This is a genomic window from Elusimicrobium sp. An273, from assembly GCF_002159705.1.
Classification (GTDB): Bacteria; Elusimicrobiota; Elusimicrobia; order Elusimicrobiales; family Elusimicrobiaceae; genus Avelusimicrobium; species Avelusimicrobium gallicola.
Window position 1 is genome coordinate 173,091 of record NZ_NFJD01000002.1, and the last position, 20,776, is coordinate 193,866.

Annotated in this window: 19 protein-coding genes; 7 read left to right on the forward strand and 12 right to left on the reverse strand. The window is 52.4% G+C overall.

Annotation, left to right across the window (positions count from 1 at the left end; all coding sequences use genetic code 11):
* Positions 1 to 99: 99 nt before the first annotated feature.
* Positions 100 to 621 carry a type IV pilin protein gene (locus B5F75_RS03545; protein ID WP_087288002.1) on the reverse strand — a complete coding sequence of 174 codons (522 nt, stop codon included), beginning with the start codon at positions 619 to 621 and terminating at the stop codon, positions 100 to 102.
* A gap of 137 nt (positions 622 to 758) precedes the next feature.
* Here B5F75_RS03545 and B5F75_RS03550 point away from each other — a divergent pair, with 137 nt between their 5' ends.
* The gene (locus B5F75_RS03550; RefSeq protein ID WP_087288004.1) at positions 759 to 1,262 is read left to right on the forward strand and encodes a type II secretion system protein; all 504 of its coding nucleotides are present in this window, start codon (positions 759 to 761) and stop codon (positions 1,260 to 1,262) included.
* Positions 1,263 to 1,285: 23 nt separating this feature from the next.
* Here B5F75_RS03550 and B5F75_RS03555 read toward each other — a convergent pair whose 3' ends face one another.
* Positions 1,286 to 2,878, reverse strand: coding sequence for a DEAD/DEAH box helicase (locus B5F75_RS03555; RefSeq protein ID WP_087288006.1), 1,593 nt, complete (start codon positions 2,876 to 2,878; stop codon positions 1,286 to 1,288).
* Positions 2,856 to 4,703 carry an ABC-F family ATP-binding cassette domain-containing protein gene (locus B5F75_RS03560; RefSeq protein WP_087288007.1) on the reverse strand — a complete coding sequence of 616 codons (1,848 nt, stop codon included), beginning with the start codon at positions 4,701 to 4,703 and terminating at the stop codon, positions 2,856 to 2,858. The genes B5F75_RS03555 and B5F75_RS03560 overlap by 23 nt, the downstream gene beginning before the upstream one ends.
* Before the next feature lie 195 nt (positions 4,704 to 4,898).
* Between B5F75_RS03560 and B5F75_RS03565 the strand changes: the two genes are divergently transcribed.
* Positions 4,899 to 6,053 carry a cell division protein FtsA gene (locus B5F75_RS03565; protein WP_087288009.1) on the forward strand — a complete coding sequence of 385 codons (1,155 nt, stop codon included), beginning with the start codon at positions 4,899 to 4,901 and terminating at the stop codon, positions 6,051 to 6,053.
* Between the two features lie 59 nt (positions 6,054 to 6,112).
* On the opposite strand, the gene B5F75_RS03570 is transcribed toward B5F75_RS03565, so the two are convergent.
* Positions 6,113 to 6,721 carry a sugar O-acetyltransferase gene (locus B5F75_RS03570; protein WP_087288011.1) on the reverse strand — a complete coding sequence of 203 codons (609 nt, stop codon included), beginning with the start codon at positions 6,719 to 6,721 and terminating at the stop codon, positions 6,113 to 6,115.
* Between the two features lie 94 nt (positions 6,722 to 6,815).
* Entirely contained in the window at positions 6,816 to 8,663 is a 1,848-nt protein-coding gene (gene typA, locus B5F75_RS03575) for a translational GTPase TypA (protein WP_087288013.1), read from the reverse strand.
* Between the two features lie 182 nt (positions 8,664 to 8,845).
* Here typA and B5F75_RS03580 point away from each other — a divergent pair, with 182 nt between their 5' ends.
* On the forward strand, positions 8,846 to 9,475 hold the full coding sequence (locus B5F75_RS03580; protein ID WP_087288016.1) for a hypothetical protein: 630 nt from the start codon (positions 8,846 to 8,848) through the stop codon (positions 9,473 to 9,475).
* Positions 9,476 to 9,529: 54 nt separating this feature from the next.
* Here the strand turns inward: B5F75_RS03580 and B5F75_RS03585 are convergent, their stop codons facing one another.
* The 4 genes from B5F75_RS03585 to B5F75_RS03600 form a co-directional block, all read right to left on the reverse strand.
* Positions 9,530 to 10,084, reverse strand: a complete 555-nt coding sequence (locus B5F75_RS03585) for a hypothetical protein (protein WP_087288018.1) — start codon at positions 10,082 to 10,084, stop codon at positions 9,530 to 9,532.
* Positions 10,085 to 10,236: 152 nt separating this feature from the next.
* A complete protein-coding gene (locus tag B5F75_RS03590) occupies positions 10,237 to 11,232 on the reverse strand; it encodes a GGGtGRT protein (RefSeq protein WP_087288020.1) in 996 nt (331 codons plus the stop codon).
* 18 nt (positions 11,233 to 11,250) lie between these two features.
* On the reverse strand, positions 11,251 to 11,952 hold the full coding sequence (locus B5F75_RS03595) for an iron-sulfur cluster assembly scaffold protein (RefSeq protein WP_087288022.1): 702 nt from the start codon (positions 11,950 to 11,952) through the stop codon (positions 11,251 to 11,253).
* 292 nt (positions 11,953 to 12,244) lie between these two features.
* Complete coding sequence (locus tag B5F75_RS03600) at positions 12,245 to 13,657, reverse strand: prepilin-type N-terminal cleavage/methylation domain-containing protein (RefSeq protein WP_087288024.1); 1,413 nt, start codon at positions 13,655 to 13,657, stop codon at positions 12,245 to 12,247.
* 283 nt (positions 13,658 to 13,940) lie between these two features.
* Here B5F75_RS03600 and B5F75_RS03605 point away from each other — a divergent pair, with 283 nt between their 5' ends.
* Genes B5F75_RS03605 through B5F75_RS03615 form a run of 3 tightly spaced genes read left to right on the forward strand, consistent with a single transcriptional unit; the run spans position 13,941 to position 17,303 of the window.
* Positions 13,941 to 15,110: an aminotransferase class V-fold PLP-dependent enzyme gene (locus tag B5F75_RS03605; protein WP_158093767.1), complete on the forward strand. Its 1,170-nt coding sequence runs from the start codon at positions 13,941 to 13,943 to the stop codon at positions 15,108 to 15,110.
* Complete coding sequence (locus tag B5F75_RS03610; RefSeq protein ID WP_087288029.1) at positions 15,107 to 16,060, forward strand: NAD(P)-dependent oxidoreductase; 954 nt, start codon at positions 15,107 to 15,109, stop codon at positions 16,058 to 16,060. The genes B5F75_RS03605 and B5F75_RS03610 overlap by 4 nt, the downstream gene beginning before the upstream one ends.
* Position 16,061: 1 nt before the next feature.
* Positions 16,062 to 17,303 (forward strand): DUF1015 domain-containing protein, encoded by a 1,242-nt coding sequence (locus tag B5F75_RS03615; protein WP_087288031.1) that lies wholly within the window; start codon positions 16,062 to 16,064, stop codon positions 17,301 to 17,303.
* A gap of 48 nt (positions 17,304 to 17,351) precedes the next feature.
* Here B5F75_RS03615 and B5F75_RS07680 read toward each other — a convergent pair whose 3' ends face one another.
* Together B5F75_RS07680 and era are read right to left on the reverse strand one after the other, a co-directional pair.
* Complete coding sequence (locus tag B5F75_RS07680) at positions 17,352 to 17,900, reverse strand: type IV pilin protein (protein ID WP_087288033.1); 549 nt, start codon at positions 17,898 to 17,900, stop codon at positions 17,352 to 17,354.
* 632 nt (positions 17,901 to 18,532) lie between these two features.
* Positions 18,533 to 19,444, reverse strand: coding sequence for a GTPase Era (era, locus tag B5F75_RS03625; protein WP_087288035.1), 912 nt, complete (start codon positions 19,442 to 19,444; stop codon positions 18,533 to 18,535).
* 59 nt (positions 19,445 to 19,503) lie between these two features.
* Between era and ddpX the strand changes: the two genes are divergently transcribed.
* Positions 19,504 to 20,130 carry a D-alanyl-D-alanine dipeptidase gene (gene ddpX / locus B5F75_RS03630; RefSeq protein ID WP_087288038.1) on the forward strand — a complete coding sequence of 209 codons (627 nt, stop codon included), beginning with the start codon at positions 19,504 to 19,506 and terminating at the stop codon, positions 20,128 to 20,130.
* 52 nt (positions 20,131 to 20,182) lie between these two features.
* Here the strand turns inward: ddpX and B5F75_RS03635 are convergent, their stop codons facing one another.
* Positions 20,183 to 20,689 carry a flavin reductase gene (locus B5F75_RS03635; protein WP_087288040.1) on the reverse strand — a complete coding sequence of 169 codons (507 nt, stop codon included), beginning with the start codon at positions 20,687 to 20,689 and terminating at the stop codon, positions 20,183 to 20,185.
* Positions 20,690 to 20,776 lie beyond the last annotated feature (87 nt).

Genomic DNA, 20,776 nt, shown 5'->3' on the forward strand with positions numbered 1-20,776 from the left:
TTAACAAGAAGATTCCATAAAGCATACGCTTTGTGGTTTTTTTATGCCCAAAAAATGCCCTGCTGGCGCAGGGCAATAAAAACACAAAAGCAGAGCACATTATTTTGTACAGCTATAATAAGAACCGGAGCCGGAGCAATTTGTATATCCCATGGTTACGCACAAGTCATGCCCGGTAGCACTGCGCGAGATGCATTGATCCGGGTAGCGGCCCGAAGCATACTCCGGATACAGGTAGAAATAATAATCTTTTACCGCATTGTTTTGTACGCGGTTTACCTGTACCCCCCAGGTTTGAATAACAATTTCAAAGTATTTGGTGCGCAGGCAATAGTCTTTATTGGGGTTTATGGTGCACGAACGCGCATTAGACAGCCCAATATCCAAATAATCGGCTTTGGGACGTTTGCGCTCCGAATCGGATAAATCCGGGTTGTCGTAATAATACCGGTTTACCGCTTCCAGAACCGTATGTCCCGCCACCAGCCCCTCCGTAAAATGGCTGCGTTCGGCGGCTTTTTTATAAGAGCCCAATGCAACGCCGGACAAAATGGCAATAATAATCACTACGGCCATGAGTTCCGTCAGCGTAAAACCTTTGGCAAGCATATTTTTAAGCATAAAAACCTCTGTTCAAAATTTTCATTACTTTATTATTATATCCTTTTTTGCTTTTCTTTCAATGAAACCGCGCCTTTAAAACAATTGAAAAACCGCCCAAAAACCGATATACTGTACAAGAAGAAAGGAGTCATTATATGAAAAGAAATCATACGGGTTTTACGCTTATTGAACTGTTGGCAGTGGTGATGATTATTGCCATGTTAACTTCCGTTGCTTTGCCGCAGTACCGCAAATCGGTACAGCGGGCGGAATCGATGGAAGCGTTGGTTAACTTAAGAACGATTTTTGACGCTGCCAAGCGCTACCGCTCCGCCAATTCCGAAGCGCCGATGAAACTGAACGGATTGGATGTTTCCTTTTTTGATGCCGACACGCCGGAAGCCTCCTCTTTTAACATCGGAAACTACCATTACGCTTTTTCCGACTGGGGCGTATCCGCCTGCCGCATCAGCGGAAGCGGTTCCTATGCCAATACTTATTGCTTGGATATGTATTATACGTACCGCTTGGGAGACACCAAATACAAGGATTTGCTTATTTGCGCGAGCAAGAGCCAAAAATACAGCTGGTTGTGCGACTCTTTAAAAACAGATGAACTGCCGGACGGAACAGCCGTCATCGGCACGGAACTGGATTAAAAAAGAGCTTAAAAAGCCCTTTTTTAACGGTGTTTGCGTTTAGAAAATTTTTTGACGTTTTTATGCCCGGTTTTGGATTTTTCCCAAGCCGGGTTTTCTGTCTTGCGGCGGGCGGTTTGCCGAAGCGTCTTTTTGCTGGCGCCTACTTTAACCGTGCGAAAAGGATTTTGTGTGGTCTCTTCCGCCAACACCGAGGCACCGGCTAACGCTTTGCGAAAGGTTTTTGGCTTTTGCGGGCGAAGAGGAAAGGCTTTAGTCTCTTCGCGCTTGGCCGGCAGTGTGTTGGGAACTTGGCGAAAGGGTGCTTTGCTGTCGGCAAGAGCGGCCGAGCGTTGAGGCAAATCCACTTCGCCTTCTTGCAAAAGTTGTTTTGCCAGTGCGGTGGCTTTGGACGGGCGGGACGTTTGGTGAACCCGCGCGCGGCGGCTCTTGCCGTGGGCGGCGCCTTCTTCCTGCGCCACAAATTTGGGCGCGGGCAGCGGTTCAATGGTTTTTTGAATGGTTTTGACGGGAATAGAAAAACGGGTTACTTTGCAAATCTCTTTCCATTTCTCGCCGTCATCTGAAATCAGCGACAGCGCCGCCCCCACCGTTCCCGCGCGGCCGGTGCGCCCGATGCGGTGGATGTAATCTTCCGGGCATTGGGGCAAATCGTAATTAATCACGTGTGCGATATGCGGCACGTCAATGCCGCGGGCCGCCACATCGGTAGCCACCAAAATCCGCACGGTGCCGTTTCGGAAAAATTCCAGCACCTGCCGGCGGCGGTTTTGGCGCAAATCCCCGTGCAGGGCATTGGCTTTTTGGCCGTATAATTTAAGCTGTTTGGCCAGCCGTTCCGCCCCGTGTTTGGTGCGCGTAAAAATCAAGACAGATCCCTTTCTCGTATTCAGTTCGTGCAGCAGCTGCGGCAGTTTTTCCCGCACGTCCACCCGCACAATTTCCTGTACCACCAAATCCGCCGGGCTGACCACCGAGCCGATTTGCACCCGCACCGGACGGGTTAAAAATTCCCGGGCCAGCGTTTGGATTTGTTCCGGCAGCGTGGCCGAAAACAACAGCGTCTGGCGCGGCGCGGGCAAAGCGGCCACAATCCGCCGCATATCGTCAATAAATCCCATATCCAGCATGCGGTCGGTTTCGTCCAGCACCAGCAGATGCGTCTTTGTTAAATCCACGCTTTTGCGGCCCATATGGTCCATTAACCGGCCGGGCGTGGCGATAATCACGCGCGGGTGTGCGCGCAAATCGGCATATTGTTTATGGATATTGTCCCCGCCGATAATAAGAGCCGTTGGAAGCGAAAAAGCCTCCGAAAACAGTTTTTTTAGCTCTTCCTGCGTCTGCTGCGCAAGCTCCCGTGTGGGCGACAAAATAAGTGCATTTTCCTGCGGATTTTCGGCCAGTTTTACGGCAAGCGGCAGCAAGAAAGCAAACGTTTTGCCCGTGCCGGTCTGCGCCGTAGCCAACACGTCGCGCCCCTGCAAAGCAGGCGGAACCGCCCCCGCCTGTACGGGCGTGGGGACGGTAATATCCAGGCGGGCCAGCGCTTGCTGCAAATACGCGGGCAGGCAGGAAAAATCGGGCATTTGTTCATTCGGCGCAGGCTTGTTCATATTCTTCACTCAGCCGCATCCATTCGTCTTCGGCTTTTTGGAGTTGGTCGTTTAACAGGGCCAGCTCAATACTGCCGTCTGCAGAGTATTGGGCCGTCAGTTGTTCTTCCAACGCTTTTTTGCGGGCGGTCAGCTTTTCTATTTTTTCGTCCAGCGCGCGGATTTCCTTTTTAAGCGGAGCGACGCGCGCCCGCCGTTGGGCGGCGGCACGGCGCTGGGCTTCTTTGGAGGTCATTTTGTCGCTGGCCAAGTCGTTGCGGTCGTTGTTTTTTAAGAGCTGGGCCTTGTAGTCTTCCAAATCGCCGGTAAACGTTTGGCAGGTGCCGTGGCGGACGATCCACAGCGTATCACAGGTATATTCAATCACGTGCAAGTCATGCGTAATCAGCACGACGGCGCCCTCGTAATCGTTCAGCGCCTCCAGCAAGGCTTGGCGGGATTGAATGTCCAAATGGTTGGTGGGTTCGTCCAAAATCAACAAATGCGGCGCGTCCTTGGTAATCAGCGCCAAAAGCAGGCGGGATTTCTCCCCCCCGGACAATTTGCCTATTTCCGTATCGGATTTGGCTTTGTTTAACCCAAACGCCCCCAGCTGGGCGCGAATCTGCGTTTCCGTAGCCAAGGGCATCACGGCGGAAAGCTGTTCGTAGGGCGTTTTTTCCACGTCCAATTCTTCCGTTTGGTGCTGGGAGAAATAGGCGATTTTCATTTTTTTGGCCATCGTCATCTTGCCCGACATCAATAACAGCCGGTGCGAAAGAATTTTGGCCAGCGTGGATTTGCCGTTGCCGTTGGCGCCCAAGAGGGCGATTCGGTCGTCGGGTTCAATGCGCAGGTTTAAATTTTGCAAAACGGGTTTATCGTCGTAGCCGGCAACGCCGTTTTCGATGGTAATCAACGAATTCTGCAGCCGCTCCGGCGAGGGAAACTGAAAGTGCACTTCCGGATCTTTGGGAATGGCGGGCGCGTCACCCAGTTTTTCAATCATTTTAATGCGGCTTTGGGCCTGCTTGGCCTTGGTGGCTTTGTAGCGGAAGCGGTCTACAAACGACTGCAAATGCGCCACCACGCGCTCGTGCTTGGCGGCCGCCAGCCGGGCGCCTTCTATGGCGGCGGCGCGGGTGCGCTCATACGTATCGTAATTGCCGTTATAAAGCTTCAGCTGGGCGTCTTCCACGTGGATGATTTTGTCGCACAGGCGGTTTAAAATATGGCGGTCGTGGCTGATGATAAAAATGGTTTTGTCCAACCGCACCAGATAGTTTTCCAGCCACATGGCGGTTTCCAAGTCCAAGTGGTTGGTCGGCTCGTCCAACAGCAAACAGTTCGACGGCGCATACAAGCACGCCGCCACATTGGCGCGCACCTGCCAGCCGCCGGAAAATTCTTTAAGCGGGCGGCGGAAATCTTCGTTCACAAACCCCAGCCCGCTTAAAATGGCGCTGGCGCGGGCTTCGGCGCTGTGGGCGCCCAAAAATTCCAGCCGGTCAAACACTTCCGCCATCCGCTCGCCCGATATATTGGGGTCTTGCAGTTCCTTTTGCAGGGCGGAAAGTTCCTTGTCGCTGGCCAGCACATAATCCAAAAGCGCCACGGACGGGTCTTCTATGTCCTGCGCGACGGAAGCTATTTTGGTGCCGCGGGAGATATCTATGCGTCCCCCGTCCGGCGAGAACTTGCCTTCAATCAGCTTAAAAAGCGTACTCTTGCCGCACCCGTTGGGGCCGACAAGGCCCACTTTCTGCCCGTCTTGAATCATGACGGAAGTATCTTCAAACAAGGTGCGCAGGCCGAAATGGAAGGAAAGGTCTTTGATGTCTATCATAGCTAATTATATTTTACTAAATTAAGACGGCGCGCGCCCCAAATTTGCGCGGCGCGCACCGACGGGAATGAGCCAAACGCTTGCGAGCCCCTCCGACGGAGAAATTTAAATTTTTCGGCCGGCCAAAAACGCCGCCCCTCTACAAAATTGCCAAACGGTTAAATTTGATAAAATAACATACAGAACGGAGCCTGTATGAACCGCGATATTTTATCCCTGGATTTTTACGGCGGCGAAATTACCGCCGCCCTGGCCGCCTTGGACGACGAAACCGACACCCTGCGCATCCGCCATATGCTGCGCCGGCCGTGCCGGTCGTTTGCGGGCGCGTTCGTGCGGGATATGCAAGGGGCGCAGGAAGAACTGGGAAAAGTTTTTGCCGAAGTGTCGGAATATGTGTCGTTTGATCCGGCGGTGGTGGTGGGATTGCGCGGCAATTTTTTGTCTTTCAAGCGCTCCAGCGGGTTTAAATCCATAGAATCGCGCCACCGCATCATCGGCCCGAGGGAAATGGAAGAAGCCGCCCGCTCCTCCGTGCCGCTAAACCTGAGCGACCGCCTGGAAGTGGTGGACATTTTGCCCCAGTTCTACTCGGTGGAAGGAAACATTGGCATTAAAAACCCGCAGGGAATGACGGGCTCTTTATTAGAGGTGGAAACATTTCTCTCGTTTGCGGCGTCCAGCCATTTGAACAATTTAAACCAAGTGTTTAACGCCTGCCACTGTACGGAATATCAGGTGTTGCCGTCGTCGGTTGCGCTGGGGGAGACGCTTCTTAGCACGGAAGAAAAGCAAGCCGGCGCCCTGCTGCTGGACATCAGCGCCAACCTTACTTCCGGCCTGCTGTACTACAAAGGCACGCTGATGGACGGCTGGGAACTGCCTTTCGGCACCGACCGCCTGTTGGAAGCCGCATCCGACTTATTGCAAAACGATTTGGAAACCACCCGCCAAACCCTGCGCGGCTACGAGCCGGGAACGGACGAAATTACCGACGAGATTATAGAAGACGCGGCCGAAAAATTAACCTCCGCCCTCAGTAAAGAGCTCTGCCAGTCGCTTCCGTACCTGCAACATTTGCCGGCGCGGCTGGTGCTGTGCGGCTCGGGCGCCAATAAAATTGTATTAAAATCCGCCAAACAAACCTTGGGCATACGCAAAGCACGCATCGGCGTATTTGACGATTTAATTTCCGACTGCCCGACCGATAACCCCGCCTATTGCGGTGCCTTGGCCCTCATCCGCCACGCCTTAGACCGCGAGAGCAAGCAGCTGGGCGTTGCCAAAACCAAAGAGCCGGGCCTGTTAGACGGCATTTTAGACAAATTGGGCCTAAGCCAACTTTTTTAACTTCCTTTATTTACAGAAATAAAAACAGCAAAAAACACCGGCTTCGCAGCCGGTGTTTTTTAGTAGTCCGACACGTCAAAACGTTTCTTTTTAAAATAAAAAGGGCGGTCTTCCTCGGTAATGGCGCGAAGCACCCGGCAGGGGTTGCCTACCGCCAGCACGCCTGCGGGAATGTCTTTTACCACCACGCTCCCCGCGCCGATTACGCTGCCGTCCCCCACCGACACGCCGGGCGCCACCACCACATTGGCCCCCAGCCATACATCTTTTCCAATATAAATGGGTGCGCCGTATTCATACCCGCTTCGCCGCGAAAGCGGATGCAGCGGGTGCCCCGCCGCCGCCAGGCACACATTGGGGCCAAACAGCGTATTATCCCCTATGTGCACGGGGCAGACGTCCAAGATGACGCAATTATAATTAATAAATACATTGTCGCCCATTTCAATCTGTTTGCCGTAATCGCAATAAAACGGGGGCAATACCGTTACGTTTTGCCCGCAGCGGCCCAGCATGGAGCCAAGCAGCTGTTTCATCTTTTGCGTTTCATTCGGGCGGCAGTGGTTGTAATCGTAAATTTTTTGTTTATTTTCAATTTGTTCCTGCGGCAGGCCGTCTTGACTAGCCCGGTATGGCAGGCCCGCCAGCATGCGTTCTTTTTGGTTCATATCCGTATCCTATCAAAATTTATCTTGGCGTGTAGCCAATTCCAACCATAAAAAAGCCGCGGCTTAAACCGCGGCTTATGAGCCAATAAAAAGCTTAGGCTTCTTCTTCCTCGGCCATTTCGGCGGCGCGTTCCGTGCGTTTTCTAAGCAGGTGAGAAAGAATCTTTTTGCGCAGGCGCAGCGAAGTGGGCGTAATTTCCACCAGTTCGTCCGGCGCGATGTATTCCACCGCCTGTTCCAAACTCATCACGCGCGGCGGGGTGAGCACGTAAGATTCGTCGCTTGCTTTGCTGCGCATATTGCTTAGGTGCTTGGCTTTGCAGGGGTTTACCACCAAGTCGTTGGAGCGGGAGTTCTGGCCTACAATTTCCCCGGCGTACACTTTTACGCCCGGGCCCAAAAAGAGCTCGCCGTTATTTTCCAGCGCAAACAACGCATAAGGCGTCGTTTCGCCGTCTTCTTTGGCAATCAGCACCCCGTTGCGGCGCAAGTCCGGCAGGTTTACTTTGGGATAATAGCCTTTAAAACTGTGGTGCATAATCCCCGTGCCGCGGGTATTGGTTAAAAATTCGTTTTTAAACCCGATGAGCGCGCGCGAAGCAATCAAATACTCCAGCCGCAGGCGGTCTTCCCCTTCGGAGACCATATTCTCCAACTTCGCCGCCCGCGTGCCCAACATCGTAAACACCGGGCCCTGAAATTCCGATTTAATATCCAAAATCAGGTATTCCATTGGCTCCAAAATCTGCCCGTTTTCTTCTTTATAAATTACTTCCGGCGAAGAAACCGCCAGCTCAAAGCCTTCCCGGCGCATATTTTCAATCAGAATCGTCAAATGCAGTTCGCCGCGGCCGTATACCTTAAATTTGCCTTCGCCTTCCAGCTGCTCTACGCGCAGCCCCACGTTGGTTTGGGCTTCTTTTTCCAAGCGGTTTTTCAGGTGGCGGCTGGTTACGAACTTGCCTTCACGCCCCGAGAACGGACTGTCGTTTACCATAAAATCCATAGACATCGTCGGCGCGTCAATGGCCAGGGGCGGCAGGGGTTTTAGGGCGTCGGGGCGGCAGATGGTATCGCCCACGTCTACCCCCTCCAATCCGGCGATGGAAACAATATCGCCCGCCGTGGCGCTTTCCACTTCCACTTTGCCTAACCCTAAAAAGCGTTCAATTTTAACGGCCTTTGCATTGGTGGTGGTGCCGTCCGGATGAATCAACGTAACCGGCTGGCCCTTTTGAATGCTGCCCGCCAAAATGCGCCCAATGCCTACATGGCCTAGGAAGTTGTTATAGTCCAGCATCGTTACCTGCATTTGCAGGGGAGCGTTGGGCATGGCTTGCGGAGCGGGCACATGTTCCAAAATCGTATCCAAAATAGGGGCGATGTCTTTGCCTTTTTCTTCCATTTTCAAGCTGGCCCAGCCCGCACGGCCGGAAGCGTAGATAATCGGAAAATCCAACTGTTCGTCCGTAGCGCCCAGTTCCATAAACAGGTTGAACACTTCGTCCACCACTTCGCTGGGGCGCACGTGATCACGATCCATTTTGTTAATAACCACAATCGGGCGCAGCCCTAAAGCAAGGGCTTTTCTTAATACAAAGCGGGTTTGCGGCATGGGGCCTTCCACGGCGTCCACCATCAAAATGGCGCCGTCCACCATGCGCAGCACGCGTTCCACTTCGCTGCCGAAGTCGGCGTGGCCGGGCGTGTCTACAATGTTAATGGTATGGCCTTTGTAACCGATAGAGGTGCATTTGGCCAAAATGGTAATGCCTCTTTCGCGCTCCAAGGGGTTGGAGTCCAAAACGGTGTCTTGCGCTTGATCTTCTTTTACTTTAAATTCGCCGGCAAATTTAAGAAGTGCATCCACAATGGTGGTCTTGCCGTGGTCTACGTGGGCGATAATGGCCACGTTGCGTACGTCCTCGCGGGTATTGTTCATAATACAGTCTGATTCCTATTCCTTTCCAAAAAAATACCCCTCTAACCAACTGCGGGGTATTTTATAATAAAGGCAAACGCCTTTAGCTAAATTACTTTTGCAGATATATATATTTTAGTATTTTTTAAGCCTTTCTGCTAAAAAACCGCAACCGCAGAAATAAAAATTATTATAATAGCCGTATGGAAAGATTACTGCAAATGCTGGGGGTATTGGCGGCGTTGTACGCGGCCTATGCGCTGAGCATCAAAAAATGGGATTATGAAACCGAAGCCCAACGCACGGCCAGACGTACGTTTTTAAAAAGCAAGGGCTTGTCCAACACGTTTTATTTTATCCACGCCGGAACGCTGTTTTTGCTTAATTTGCTAAGCGGAGGACTGTTTGCGTTTTATTGGCTCTACCGCCAATGGCAGGCGGTATTGCACGGCTTTCGCCGCTTAAGCGCCAAGCCGCTTAAACACGGCCCGTTTTTGCGCGCCGTAGGCGGGTTTGGCACGTTCTTCTCCCTAAATGCCATCATCTGCCGCACCTGCGAATATATGCACCACAAAGCGCCGCTGCCGCCGTGGGTATGGGGCACGGCGTGGCTGGCCGGGCTGGCGGGCACCCTGGCCGGGACAGACGTTACGACTCGGGCCGCGGGGTATTTGGTTTTTTGTGCGGCTCCCGCGCTCTTGCAGCGGCGACTGAATGCACTGCCCAAAGAAACGATTCCCCCCCAGCCCAAACCGGCCGAAATTGCCGCGGCCGCCCTTGCGCTTTTGCTGGCGCTTGGCCTGCTGGTTGCGTGGCGGATTTTTATTAAGTAACCCATAAAAACAGGCGCCCTGAAATCAGGCGCCTGTTTGAAATATCTTGCCGGTTTATTTTTTCTGTTGTCCTAAATTATGTTTGACCGTCCGTTTAACGGCTTCGGCCGCTTTGCGCTGCATATTGTGGCTTTGGGCCTTGCGCACGGTGTCTTTTAAAACTTCAGGCGTCATGGACAGGCTGTCCTGCACCGTTTGGAACATGCCGTTAATGCCCGCCATTTCGGCCGGCGCCTCCGCCAAGGCTTGTTTGAGCGATTGATCCTCCACCCGCTGCATCAGGCTCATTTCTTTATGGTATTTTACCGCCGCCGCCAACAATACCGCCAATTTGCGCTCCCGCGGATATTGCTGATACACCAGCACCGTCGTGCCCACGGTATGTGCGTCTTCGCTTTGAACGGCCAAAAACAGCGCCAAGCTTAAATCTTGCCCGCCGGCCTCGTCCACCCGGTCTCGCAACAAATCCAGTTTTGCGGGCATTTGGCGGCGGAGCTGTTCAAACGGGGACTGTTCCGCCGATACCGGGGCCGACCCCAATAACATTAAAGCACCCGCCACCGTCAGTAATGCTACCGCCCAGCCGTATCTGCCAAATAATGTTTTCATAACCCCACCTCCTGCCCTACTATTAGCCTACGCGCAAACGGCGTTTTTTCAAGAGGGACGCATTTAAAAAGTTTTATTTTTTAGGGATTTTTCATTTTTTCTCCATAAAAAAGCCGCCCCTTGCGGAGCGGCTTTTTGCGTTAAAACAGCAATTAGTTGGCTTCGGCTACGGCCACCGCAACGGCTACCGTCGCGCCGACCATCGGGTTGTTGCCCATACCGATTAAGCCCATCATTTCCACGTGCGCCGGCACGGAGGAAGAACCCGCAAACTGCGCATCGCTGTGCATGCGGCCCATGGTGTCGGTCATACCGTAGGAGGCAGGGCCGGCGGCCATATTGTCCGGGTGCAGGGTGCGGCCGGTGCCGCCGCCGGAAGCCACGGAGAAGTATTTCTTCCCGTTTTCGGTCGCCCATTTTTTATAGGTGCCGGCCACCGGGTGCTGAAAGCGGGTGGGGTTGGTGGAGTTGCCGGTGATGGACACGTCCACCCCTTCGTGGCGCATAATGGCTACACCTTCGTTGACGTCGTCGGCGCCGTAGCATTTTACTTTGGCGCGGTCGCCGTCGGAGAAGGCTCTTTCGCTCACGATTTTGAGTTCGCCCGTTTTATAGTTGTATTCCGTTTCCACGGAGGTAAAACCGTTGATGCGGGAAATAATGTAGGCGGCGTCTTTGCCCAAGCCGTTTAAAATCACGCGAAGCGGCGTTTTGCGCACTTTGTTGGCCGTGCGGGCAATGCCGATGGCGCCTTCGGCCGCGGCGAAGCTTTCGTGTCCGGCCAAGAAGCAGAAGCATTTGGTGTTTTCGGACAAGAGCATCGCGCCCAAGTTGCCGTGGCCGAGGCCTACGGCGCGTTGATCGGCTACGGAGCCGGGAATGCAGAAGCTCTGCAAGCCCACGCCGATTTTTTCGGCCGCTTCGGCCGCGGTTTTTACGCCGGATTTAATGGCGATAGCCGCGCCCACCGTGTAGGCCCAGACGGCGTTGTCAAACGCAATGGGCTGAATGCCGCGGACGATTTTTTCCACGTCAATGCCTTTTTTAGTGCAGATTTCTTTGGCTTCTTCCAAAGAAGCAATGCCGTTTTCTTTCAAAACGGAATTAATTTTATCAATTCTTCTTTCGTATCCTTCAAACGTAATCATATGTATCTTCTCCTGGGCTTACTCTTTGCGGGGGTCAATTTTCTTGACGGCTTCGTCAAAGCGGCCGTATTTGCTGACGTTCTTTTCAAACGCGGCCTTCGGGTCTTCGCCTTTCTTAATGGCATCCATCATTTTGCCCAGGTTGACGAATTTATAACCGATGATTTCGTTGTTTTTATCCAAACCGATTTCCAACACATACCCTTCGGCCATTTCCAGGTAGCGGGCGCCTTTGGCTTCGGTACCGTACATGGTGCCGATCTGAGAGCGGTGGCCTTTGCCCAAGTCTTCCATGCCGGCGCCAATCGGTAAGCCGTCGTCGGAGAAAGCGCTCTGCGTGCGTCCGTAGACGATTTGCAGGAACAGTTCGCGCATGGCGGTGTTGATGGCGTCGCACACGAGATCGGAGTTTAAAGCTTCCAAAATGGTTTTGCCGGGCAGAATTTCCGCGGCCATAGCGGCGGAGTGCGTCATGCCGGAGCAGCCCAGGGTTTCCACCAACGCTTCTTTAATAACGCCGTTTTTGACGTTAAGCGTCAGTTTGCAGGCGCCCTGCTGCGGGGCACACCAACCTACACCGTGGGTAAGACCGCTGATGTCGGTAATTTGTTTGGCTTTGACCCATTTGCCTTCTTCAGGAATCGGGGCCGGATCGTGCTTGGCGCCTTTGCAGACGCAGCACATATTCATCACTTCAGGGGTGCATTTTTCACAGCTCATGAGAGTCTCCTATATAAAAGTAAATCTTTCACTATATTTTACAAAATTTCTCCCCCCGCAAAGCAAACCTTCGCCACCAGTCCCCCTTCATTCCGCGGCGCCGGAAAGAAAAACGACTGCCAACTGAAAAAGACTTCCTCTTTTGACAGGGCATTCTTAGCCGCAAGGAGGTTGAAAGCAGTTCTGATTAATTCCTATATTCTCGGAAAACGGACGCCGATGCGCGCCGCGTTTGCAGCAAAACGCCCGGCCATTCGGCCGGGCGTTTGTTGCAGATTATTCTTACGAGGGATTACAACCACACCACCTCATCTGCTGTACAAGTTTCGCCATAGCTTACGCATCTTAATGTCTGCACAAACCCGGGGTAGGGGTGGCTACCCACTTGGTATCCCTCATGCGGACAGCTGTATTTATAGGTACAACTCAACCCGCCGTGCGAACCGTTCATTTTGACACCGGGCACGACCTGCGCAGGACATTGGGCCATTTCGTTCCCGGCTGCATTCAGACAGTCACTATAAGCCCATCCGCTATGATTATTAAACGTTATGATAGGGGCTAATTCCACCCGGCAGCAAGCAAATCTGGCCGGACCCGGCTCGGGTTCGGGATCCACCGTCGGAGCGGAAGAAATATTGGGTTTTTCTCCCGTGCAGGCATATTTTTTGAATCCGCTGGAAATCCACGAGATATTCTCCGACCGTAATTGCTGGCAGTATGTATCGGTAGGGGAACATGTGTTATTGGCAGCGCGCAGGAAAGAAGAGCCAAAGCCCACCAATTTGCTCGCGCATGCAGAAGCTCCCGCTATAGATCCTATTTCCTTGATATAGCCTAAATTCTTACCGCTGGCGCAAATATATTCGGTAGAGTCGGCCCCGTATTGTTCCAAAATACAGGCGGTAAATTCGCTGGAAGAAAGGCCGTCTGCACAGCAATCGTCTTCCGTTTCCGTGCATTCCTCCACGGTTTTGCTGCAGGTTCCCCAAGCGGAAGGTTGCCACTCTCCATTAGCCGTATTACACGCAACGGTACGTGTCTGCGTACCGCAGCCGTTGCAAGTTTGGGTAGAAGCCGGTTTCCCGTCCTCCGGGCAGGAACAAAACAGCGGCGCGCTGCAAGCCCCCCACGCACCCCACTGGCCCGTGGTGGTATTACAGACACGAGATTGGGTACCTTTGCCCAAGCAGCCGCAGGTTTGGGTGGAAGGGCCCACGCACTGCACTACCGTAGGGCGATTGTCCCCCGCACATTCTGCGCCGCTTTGATAATCCGCCCGGGCAATCAGATCCGAACAAAGCGGATAATCTTTATTTAATTTCAGGCATTCTTCTTCATTTTCGCAGCACAAACGCCCGTCTTTATACGACGGCATTTTAAGCGTATAGCCGTATTTCCCTTTGCTTTGCGCTTCTATACCCGTACCGGATTCATTGGTGCTGTATACAAAGTTTTTGGTATTGGTAGAAGGAATGATATCCGATAATTGCGACAAGTCCGCTATATAATCCTTATCCAATGCACAGCGCTTTTCCTGTTCGGTGCGAACGGCCGCCATCAGCTCTTCGGCTTCTGTTGTTTTGCGCGTCTCAATCACTTTGCTGAACTTTGGCAGCACTACCGCCGACAAAACCCCTATCACAATCACGACCACCAACAGTTCCGTAAGTGTAAACGCTTTTTTCTTTCGTTGCGTTTTCATGTGTTATCCTCGTTCTGTTCCAGTAAAATTACAGCTATCGCCTCTGCATAAAGACTTCGCTTTTTATAGTATCAAAAGTAAAAAAGAGAGTCAATTCTTTCTCTTCTATGCGTTCCCGTCAAAAAACGTGTCCGTTTCGGGGGAACGGAATACTCCTGCATATGTTTATAGTCTACGCATTTACGGATAAAAAACAAGAGATAAAAAACCCCTTTTCTTTTTACGAAACTTTGCTACAATGGAGGGAACTAAATACTACAACAGACGTAAAAGGAGAAAGATCATGAGCATTCAATTAGACATTTCCAAAATGCCAAGCGCCACTTTTACCTGCGGTCCCAGCCAAGGCCACCCCGTTATCCGCCAAACCCCGGTTTACAAAACCCTGTTTGAACGCAGCCACCGCGCCAAAGATATTTCTACCGAAGGTCTGTATAAAGAAGCGGTGGACAATCTGCGCCAGCTCTTATCGCTGCCGCCGGATTATACCGTTATTTTCTTTTTGGGCGGCGCCACCCCGGCGATGGACGCCGTCATCTGGAGTTTAACCAAAAATTCGCTTTCCGGGCTTTCGTTTGGGGCGTTTTCCAAACTGTGGGCCGAAAAAATTGCCTCCCGGCTGGAAGGAAAAGTCATCCGCAGCATCCGCAAAGCCGGCGAAAACGAATTTTTCCCATCCGAAAAACCCGATTATCAAGCCAGCCTGGTTATTTTAACGCCCAACGAAACGTCCACCGGCACCCAAATTCCTAACGAATATCTGGAAGAAGCGTGGAAATTAAAAGGGCCGGACACCCTCATCGCCTGGGACTGCACTTCCTGCGCCGGCGGACGCGAACTGCCCAAAAACAAATTTGACGTGATGCTCTTTTCCATGCAAAAATGCTTTGGCGTAGGCGGCGGATCCAGCGTCATTATTATGAGCCCGGCCGCCGTCAAACGTTTGGAAGAAGCCAAAAAATACCGCACCATTCCGTATGCGCTGGATTTATCCGAAGCGGTTGCCAAAGCGCAGGCCAAGTGCCAAACGGTCAACACGCCTTCCACCACTAACATTTGGATGTTTAACGAAGCGTGCAAATGGATGAACGAAAACGGCGGCCTGGCAGCGATGGACGCCCTCTGCCGCCAACACGCCAAATACCTGCTGGAGTGGGCCGCCAAGACCGATTATTTAAAACCCTTAATCAGCGATGAAGCCCACCGCTCCTACACCACGCTTACGCTGGAAGTAACGGATCCCGCCCTGAAAGACGCCGACATCTCCGCCGCCTTAAAGGCCACGGGGCTGCCCAACTTGGCAGACGGTATTAAAAAATACTCCTCCGTCAAGCAGAACTCGCTTCGCATTGCCTGCTTCCCGTTTGTGGATATCCACGGAACGGCCGAATACGAAAAACTTACCGCCGCGGTGGATGAAATTGTCCGCCAGCTGCGCCAGGAGGCCAAATGAAAATTCTGATTGCTGACAAATTCCCCGCCCACTGGAAAGAAGTGCTTTCCAAAGAAGGCCATCACATTACCGACAACCCGGCCTTGGACGAAAACACGCTGCCCGCCGCCATTGCCGACAACGAGATTTTAATCGTACGCAGCACCAAAGTACCCGCTGCCGTAATGGACGCCGCGGCGAACTTAAAACTCATCATCCGCGCGGGCGCGGGGACGAACACCATTGACGTAGCCCACGCCGCCCAAAAAGGCATTGCCGTGTGCAACTGCCCGGGCACCAATTCCATTGCCGTAGCGGAACTTACCCTGGGGCTTATCCTGGCGTTAGACCGCCGCATTTACCACAACACCAAAGACCTGCGCGAAGGCAAATGGAACAAGAGCGAATACGGCAAAGCCAAAGGGCTATTTGGGCGCACGCTAGGCATTATCGGGCTGGGGCATATTGGCAAAGAAGTAGCCAAACGCGCCGAAGCGTTTGGCATGAAAGTGCTGGCCTACGACCCCAACGACAAAGCGGAAGAATTCCGCGCCGCCGGCGTAACGCCCGAGCCGGACATTTACACCTTGGCCGCGATGAGCGACGTGATTACCGTACACATCCCGGAAACGCCGCAAACCAAGGGGCTGTTTAATAAAAAGTTTTTTGACGCGATGAAACCGGGCGCCATTTTCGTCAATGCGGCCCGCGGCGGCCTGGTGGTTGCCAAAGACTTGGCGGACGCCGTCAAAAACAAAGGCATCAAAGCCGGCTTAGACGTGTATGAAACCGAGCCCAAAGCCAACGACAATACGTTTGATTATTCCCCCTATCAAGGGGCCGAAAACCTGTACGGCACGCACCACATCGGCGCCAGCACCGACCAGGCGCAGGACGCCGTGGCCGAATGCACCGTGCAGATTATCAACCAATATGCCCAAGACGGCACATTTTTGCACCGGGTGAACTGATATGGCTACCATCAAACCTTTCCGGGGCTTTCGCCCCAGCGCCCACGCAGACAAAATTGCCTGCCCGCCCTATGACGTTATCAACTCGGCGGAGGCCCGCCAAATGGCGCAGGGCAATCCGTATTCTTTTTTGCACGTAGACAAACCGGAAATTGACCTGCCCGAAGACGTCAGCCTCTACGCGCAGGAAGTGTACCAAAAAGCCAAAGACAACTTGGAGCATTTCCTGCAGACGGGCGTACTCAAACAGGACGAAAAACCGTGCTTTTATCTGTACGCGCAAACGATGGACGGCCGCACCCAGTACGGGCTGGTGGCCGTGGCCTCGTGCGAAGAGTACGATAAGGACATCGTGCGCAAACACGAATTGACGCGCAAAGATAAAGAGGACGACCGCACCCGCCACGTGGCTACTCTTTCCGCCACTACAGGGCCCGTATTTTTGACGTATCCGGCCCGGGCGGAAATAGACGAAAAACTGGCGCAAATCGCTTCTGAATTTCCCGTCTATGATTTTACGGCGCCCGACGGCATTAAACATACGTTTTGGGTGATTGACGATTTGCAGGACATCCGTTTTCTGCAGGACGCCTTTGCCCAAATCCCCACCCTCTATATTGCCGACGGGCACCACCGCTCCGCCGCCGCGGCCAACGTGGCCCGCCAGCGCAAGGCGCATAACCCCAAGCATACGGGGCAGGAAAATTACAATTTTTTCCTAAGTGTTATTTTCCCCGCCAACCAACTGTATGTAATGGATTACAACCGCTTGGTGAAAGATTTAAACGGCCTGTCCAAAACGGACTTTTTGTCCAAAGCCGCCCAAAAGTTTGACGTGGCCGAAACCGGCCGCGAAAAACCCCAAAAACGCCACGAATTTGGGATGTATCTGGACGGCAAATGGTATACGCTGACGGCTAAAAAAGGCTCGTTTGACGACCAAGACCCCGTAGCCGCGCTGGACGTGAGCATCCTGCAGGAAAACCTGCTGGGGCCCGTGCTGGGCATTGGAGACCCGCGCACCGACAAACGCATTGATTTTGTGGGCGGCATACGCGGCATTGGGGAGCTTAAAAAACGGGTGGACAGCGGAAAATGGAAAGTGGCGTTTTCCATGTATCCCACTTCTATGGAAGAGCTGATGAAGGTGGCGGACGCGCATAAAATTATGCCCCCAAAATCCACTTGGTTTGAACCGAAGCTCCGCAGCGGTCTGGTGATTTACAAATACGAAGACAAATAAACAAAAACCCCGGGCATAGGCCCGGGGTTTTCTAGAAAGCTCAAGTCTTTAATAATAACACGGAACGCCGGAAGCATAATCTTTTCCGCGGGGCTTGGTCATGCCGATATTGCGGCACTTTTGGGCCTCGCTGCTGCAGCAGAAAAAAGTTTTATCCTCTTCCGTACCCAACACATAATCCGGGGTAACCGCATTGGGGTGGAACGCCCAATTTTGATACCATACTCTTCCGCCTCCGCCGGTGCCCCCTAAAGTATAAGTAAAGAAATTAGAATTACACGTCAGCACATGGTTATCGGCCGGGCCGCTGGTGCCTTTGCTGTTGCAAGGCAAATCAATGGACAAATCTTCCCACTCGTTCACCCCGGAGTTATTGATATTTCCCCCCATTTGCAGATACCACAGTTTTTGAGCTTCATAGATACTGCCCAACATCTGTATGCCTTGGGCCGCACGGCTCTTTTCCACCGCTTTCTGATACTGCGGCACGGCCACCGCTGCTAAAATACCGATGATTAAAACCACTACTAAGAGCTCTATAAGCGTAAATCCGGCGTTTTTACCGCCGGGGAATGATTTTTGATAAATTTTTGCCATACGCAAAATTTATCAAAAAAAAAAAACGAGTCAAGGGGCGAGCCGCCCCTCCCCGCTCTATGCCCATTAACCCGATTCGTTTGCGCCACACTGTTTCCGCCCTCTCGCGCTCTAACAAAAAAACAACATCTTCCGTTCCATAAGGAACTTCCATTTTACGCCGTTGCCGTTTAGACCCTCTGTTAACAAAGGTTTTTCCTTTTGATGTTGTTGCCGTTTATCCGCCCCTTTGTCCTGCTTCTAAAAAGCCTTTCAAACGACAAGGCCCTTTTATTGTTTGAGCGAAGCGAGTTGTAAAAGGGCCCGTTTGAAAGTGATTTTTAGAGGACGCCGGGGCGGACGCTTTTTGGTACTTTTTCCCGTCGGAAAAAGTACCCCCTTGCCGAGGGCTGCATTCAATACCCACTCATCCGACTAGGTTAAGCCACACCGTTTAAGCAATGTAGCACTCTCGCGCCACAACCCCTTCTAGGGGGCCAGAGCCTGGCACCCCACGCTAGACACGTTAACACGATTAGTTTTAGCCACACGGCTAAGCAATACCGCACCTCTTTAGGGACAGCAATTCTTTTTTTAAAATGAAAAAACCCCGGAACATTCGTCCCGGGGTTTTGCACCATAACCAAACTTGTTTATTGTTCATCGCGCACGATATAGCCAAAATCTTCCAGCATTTGGGTATCGTTGCGCCAATTGGGCGACACGACCACATTTAATTCCAACCGGTATTTGCGGCCCAAAAACTGCTCAATCCGCTTTTGGGCGCGTTTTCTCAGCTCGGCAATGGCGCTGCCGCCTTTGCCGATGATAATGGGTTTTTGGCTTTCGCGCTCTACGTGAATGTTGGCGCGGATATAATTTTTGGGGCCCAAGTCTTCCGTAAATTTTTCAATTTCCACATACGTGCTGTACGGCACTTCTTTGTGGTAGAGCAGGAAAATCTGCTCGCGGATAAATTCCGCCACGTAAAAACGCTCCCAGCGGTCTGTCCACTGGCCGGGCGGAAAATACGCCGGGCTGAAGGGCATGGCCTCAATGACGGCCTGTTGCAATTCCGCCGTTTGCGTGCCCTGCGCGGCGCTGATGCGGAAGGTCTTTGCTATTTTCAAATCCGCCTTTACGCGTTTTTCCAATTCGTCCAACACGGACGGATCTTTTATCAAATCAATTTTATTAATGGCCAAAAAAATCGGACAATAAACGGTTTTTAATTTTTCCACCAGCTTGGCGTTTAACGCGTAATCGGCCGTCGCATCCACCAAAAAAATGACCAAATCGGCGTCTTCGCGCACGGCGCGGTCTACGCAGGACACCATCGTCTGCTGCAGCTTATACTGGGCCGTTAAGAAGCCGGGCGTGTCCACAAACACCACCTGGTAATGATCCCCTTCCGCAATGGCCAAAATGTTCTGGCGCGTGGTTTGGGGTTTATTCGTTACCGCCGACAAAAGCCCCCCCGCCAAATTGTTCAGCAGGGTGGATTTGCCCGCATTGGGCAATCCGGCCAGTACGGCAAAACCGCTTTTAAAGTTTTTATCGTCCATAGAAGTATTGTACTTATTTTTAGCGGTTTCGCCAACGCACAAAGTGCTATACTGATCGTATGAAGTGGAAAACGCTCTTAGCCCTTATGCTGCTGGCCGCGCCGCTGGCCGCGCAAGAGGCAAAAAGCCTGGAACAGGCGGGCCTAGTGGACGTATCGGCCCTGCCCGGAGTGCGCGTGTTTATTGATATGCGCTATGCAACCCCGCATAATTTTACGGGCCAAAAAATATACGACTCCGCCAAATGCTACCTGCATCAAGACGCCGCCCGCGCCCTTCAGCACGCCCTCCGGCTGGCCGCCCGCGAAAAAGAGCCGTTTACGTTTTGCCTTTGGGACTGTTACCGCCCGCAATCGGCCCACCAAAAGCTTTGGCAAGCCGTCCCCAACCCCAATTATGTGGCGCCGCCCGCCAAAGGCTCCCGCCACAGCCGCGGCATGGCGGTGGATTTGACGCCGTGCGATTTTACCGGCAATCCGCTTCCCATGCCCACGGATTTTGACAGTTTTTCAGAACGCGCCCATATGGATTTTTATGACCTGGATCCGGATGTTTTGGCCCGGCGCGAAACGCTTAAAAAAATTATGACGGCCGCCGGATTTACCTATACCCGCACCGAATGGTGGCATTTTGACAAAACCGGCTGGAAGCAAAAACCCCTTTTGGACATTCCTCTCCCTCGTTAGACGCATAAAAAAACCTCCCTTATCGGGAGGTTTTTACAAAGCATTCTGGCCGTTATTCGGTGATATAACTGTCCAAAATTTCGCCAAAGTAAAACATATGGTAATCATCCGGTTCTTTGTTGTACCACAGTTCTTCCAACGCTTTATTTAAATGTTCCTTTCCCATCAGGCGGTTGTACACCACGGAACATTCAAAATGCATCCCGGGCAAATCCAGCACCGGCGTGGCGATTTTTTGGCCTTTCAAGGTTTTCAGCCCGCACGCGGCCAGCTTGTCTATATCCCGGCCGGAGCGTTCGCCGCAGACAGGAATTAAGTGGGACACGTCCCCATACGGAATGGTAACCGTAAACTCGTGCGATTTTTCCAACAGCGTATGCGTAAAGCGGTTTTGCCGCACCATCACGCTGAAAATAGGCAGCCGCCACATAACGCCCAGGCTGCCCCAGCCGATGACCATGGTGTTGATTTTATTGCCGGATTTGGTGGTTAAAAAAGCGGCTTTTGAAAGAATATCTAAATTTTTCTGTGCATTAAAATTATACGGAACTCTTTGCATACCTTCATCCTCCTGCTTTGATTATTATAGCTTCCCGCGAGCCGATATTCAAGCCGAAAAACAAATTACCCTCCGGCTTGAGAACCG

Bases quoted from the DNA above. Each gene is read 5' to 3' on its own strand.
- B5F75_RS03545 (WP_087288002.1), bottom strand. From the start codon at position 621: ATGCTTAAAAATATGCTTGCCAAAGGTTTTACGCTGACGGAACTCATG.
- B5F75_RS03550 (WP_087288004.1), top strand. From the start codon at position 759: ATGAAAAGAAATCATACGGGTTTTACGCTTATTGAACTGTTGGCAGTG.
- B5F75_RS03555 (WP_087288006.1), bottom strand. From the start codon at position 2,878: ATGAACAAGCCTGCGCCGAATGAACAAATGCCCGATTTTTCCTGCCTG.
- B5F75_RS03560 (WP_087288007.1), bottom strand. From the start codon at position 4,703: ATGATAGACATCAAAGACCTTTCCTTCCATTTCGGCCTGCGCACCTTG.
- B5F75_RS03565 (WP_087288009.1), top strand. From the start codon at position 4,899: ATGAACCGCGATATTTTATCCCTGGATTTTTACGGCGGCGAAATTACC.
- B5F75_RS03570 (WP_087288011.1), bottom strand. From the start codon at position 6,721: ATGAACCAAAAAGAACGCATGCTGGCGGGCCTGCCATACCGGGCTAGT.
- typA (WP_087288013.1), bottom strand. From the start codon at position 8,663: ATGAACAATACCCGCGAGGACGTACGCAACGTGGCCATTATCGCCCAC.
- B5F75_RS03580 (WP_087288016.1), top strand. From the start codon at position 8,846: ATGGAAAGATTACTGCAAATGCTGGGGGTATTGGCGGCGTTGTACGCG.
- B5F75_RS03585 (WP_087288018.1), bottom strand. From the start codon at position 10,084: ATGAAAACATTATTTGGCAGATACGGCTGGGCGGTAGCATTACTGACG.
- B5F75_RS03590 (WP_087288020.1), bottom strand. From the start codon at position 11,232: ATGATTACGTTTGAAGGATACGAAAGAAGAATTGATAAAATTAATTCC.
- B5F75_RS03595 (WP_087288022.1), bottom strand. From the start codon at position 11,952: ATGAGCTGTGAAAAATGCACCCCTGAAGTGATGAATATGTGCTGCGTC.
- B5F75_RS03600 (WP_087288024.1), bottom strand. From the start codon at position 13,657: ATGAAAACGCAACGAAAGAAAAAAGCGTTTACACTTACGGAACTGTTG.
- B5F75_RS03605 (WP_158093767.1), top strand. From the start codon at position 13,941: ATGAGCATTCAATTAGACATTTCCAAAATGCCAAGCGCCACTTTTACC.
- B5F75_RS03610 (WP_087288029.1), top strand. From the start codon at position 15,107: ATGAAAATTCTGATTGCTGACAAATTCCCCGCCCACTGGAAAGAAGTG.
- B5F75_RS03615 (WP_087288031.1), top strand. From the start codon at position 16,062: ATGGCTACCATCAAACCTTTCCGGGGCTTTCGCCCCAGCGCCCACGCA.
- B5F75_RS07680 (WP_087288033.1), bottom strand. From the start codon at position 17,900: ATGGCAAAAATTTATCAAAAATCATTCCCCGGCGGTAAAAACGCCGGA.
- era (WP_087288035.1), bottom strand. From the start codon at position 19,444: ATGGACGATAAAAACTTTAAAAGCGGTTTTGCCGTACTGGCCGGATTG.
- ddpX (WP_087288038.1), top strand. From the start codon at position 19,504: ATGAAGTGGAAAACGCTCTTAGCCCTTATGCTGCTGGCCGCGCCGCTG.
- B5F75_RS03635 (WP_087288040.1), bottom strand. From the start codon at position 20,689: ATGCAAAGAGTTCCGTATAATTTTAATGCACAGAAAAATTTAGATATT.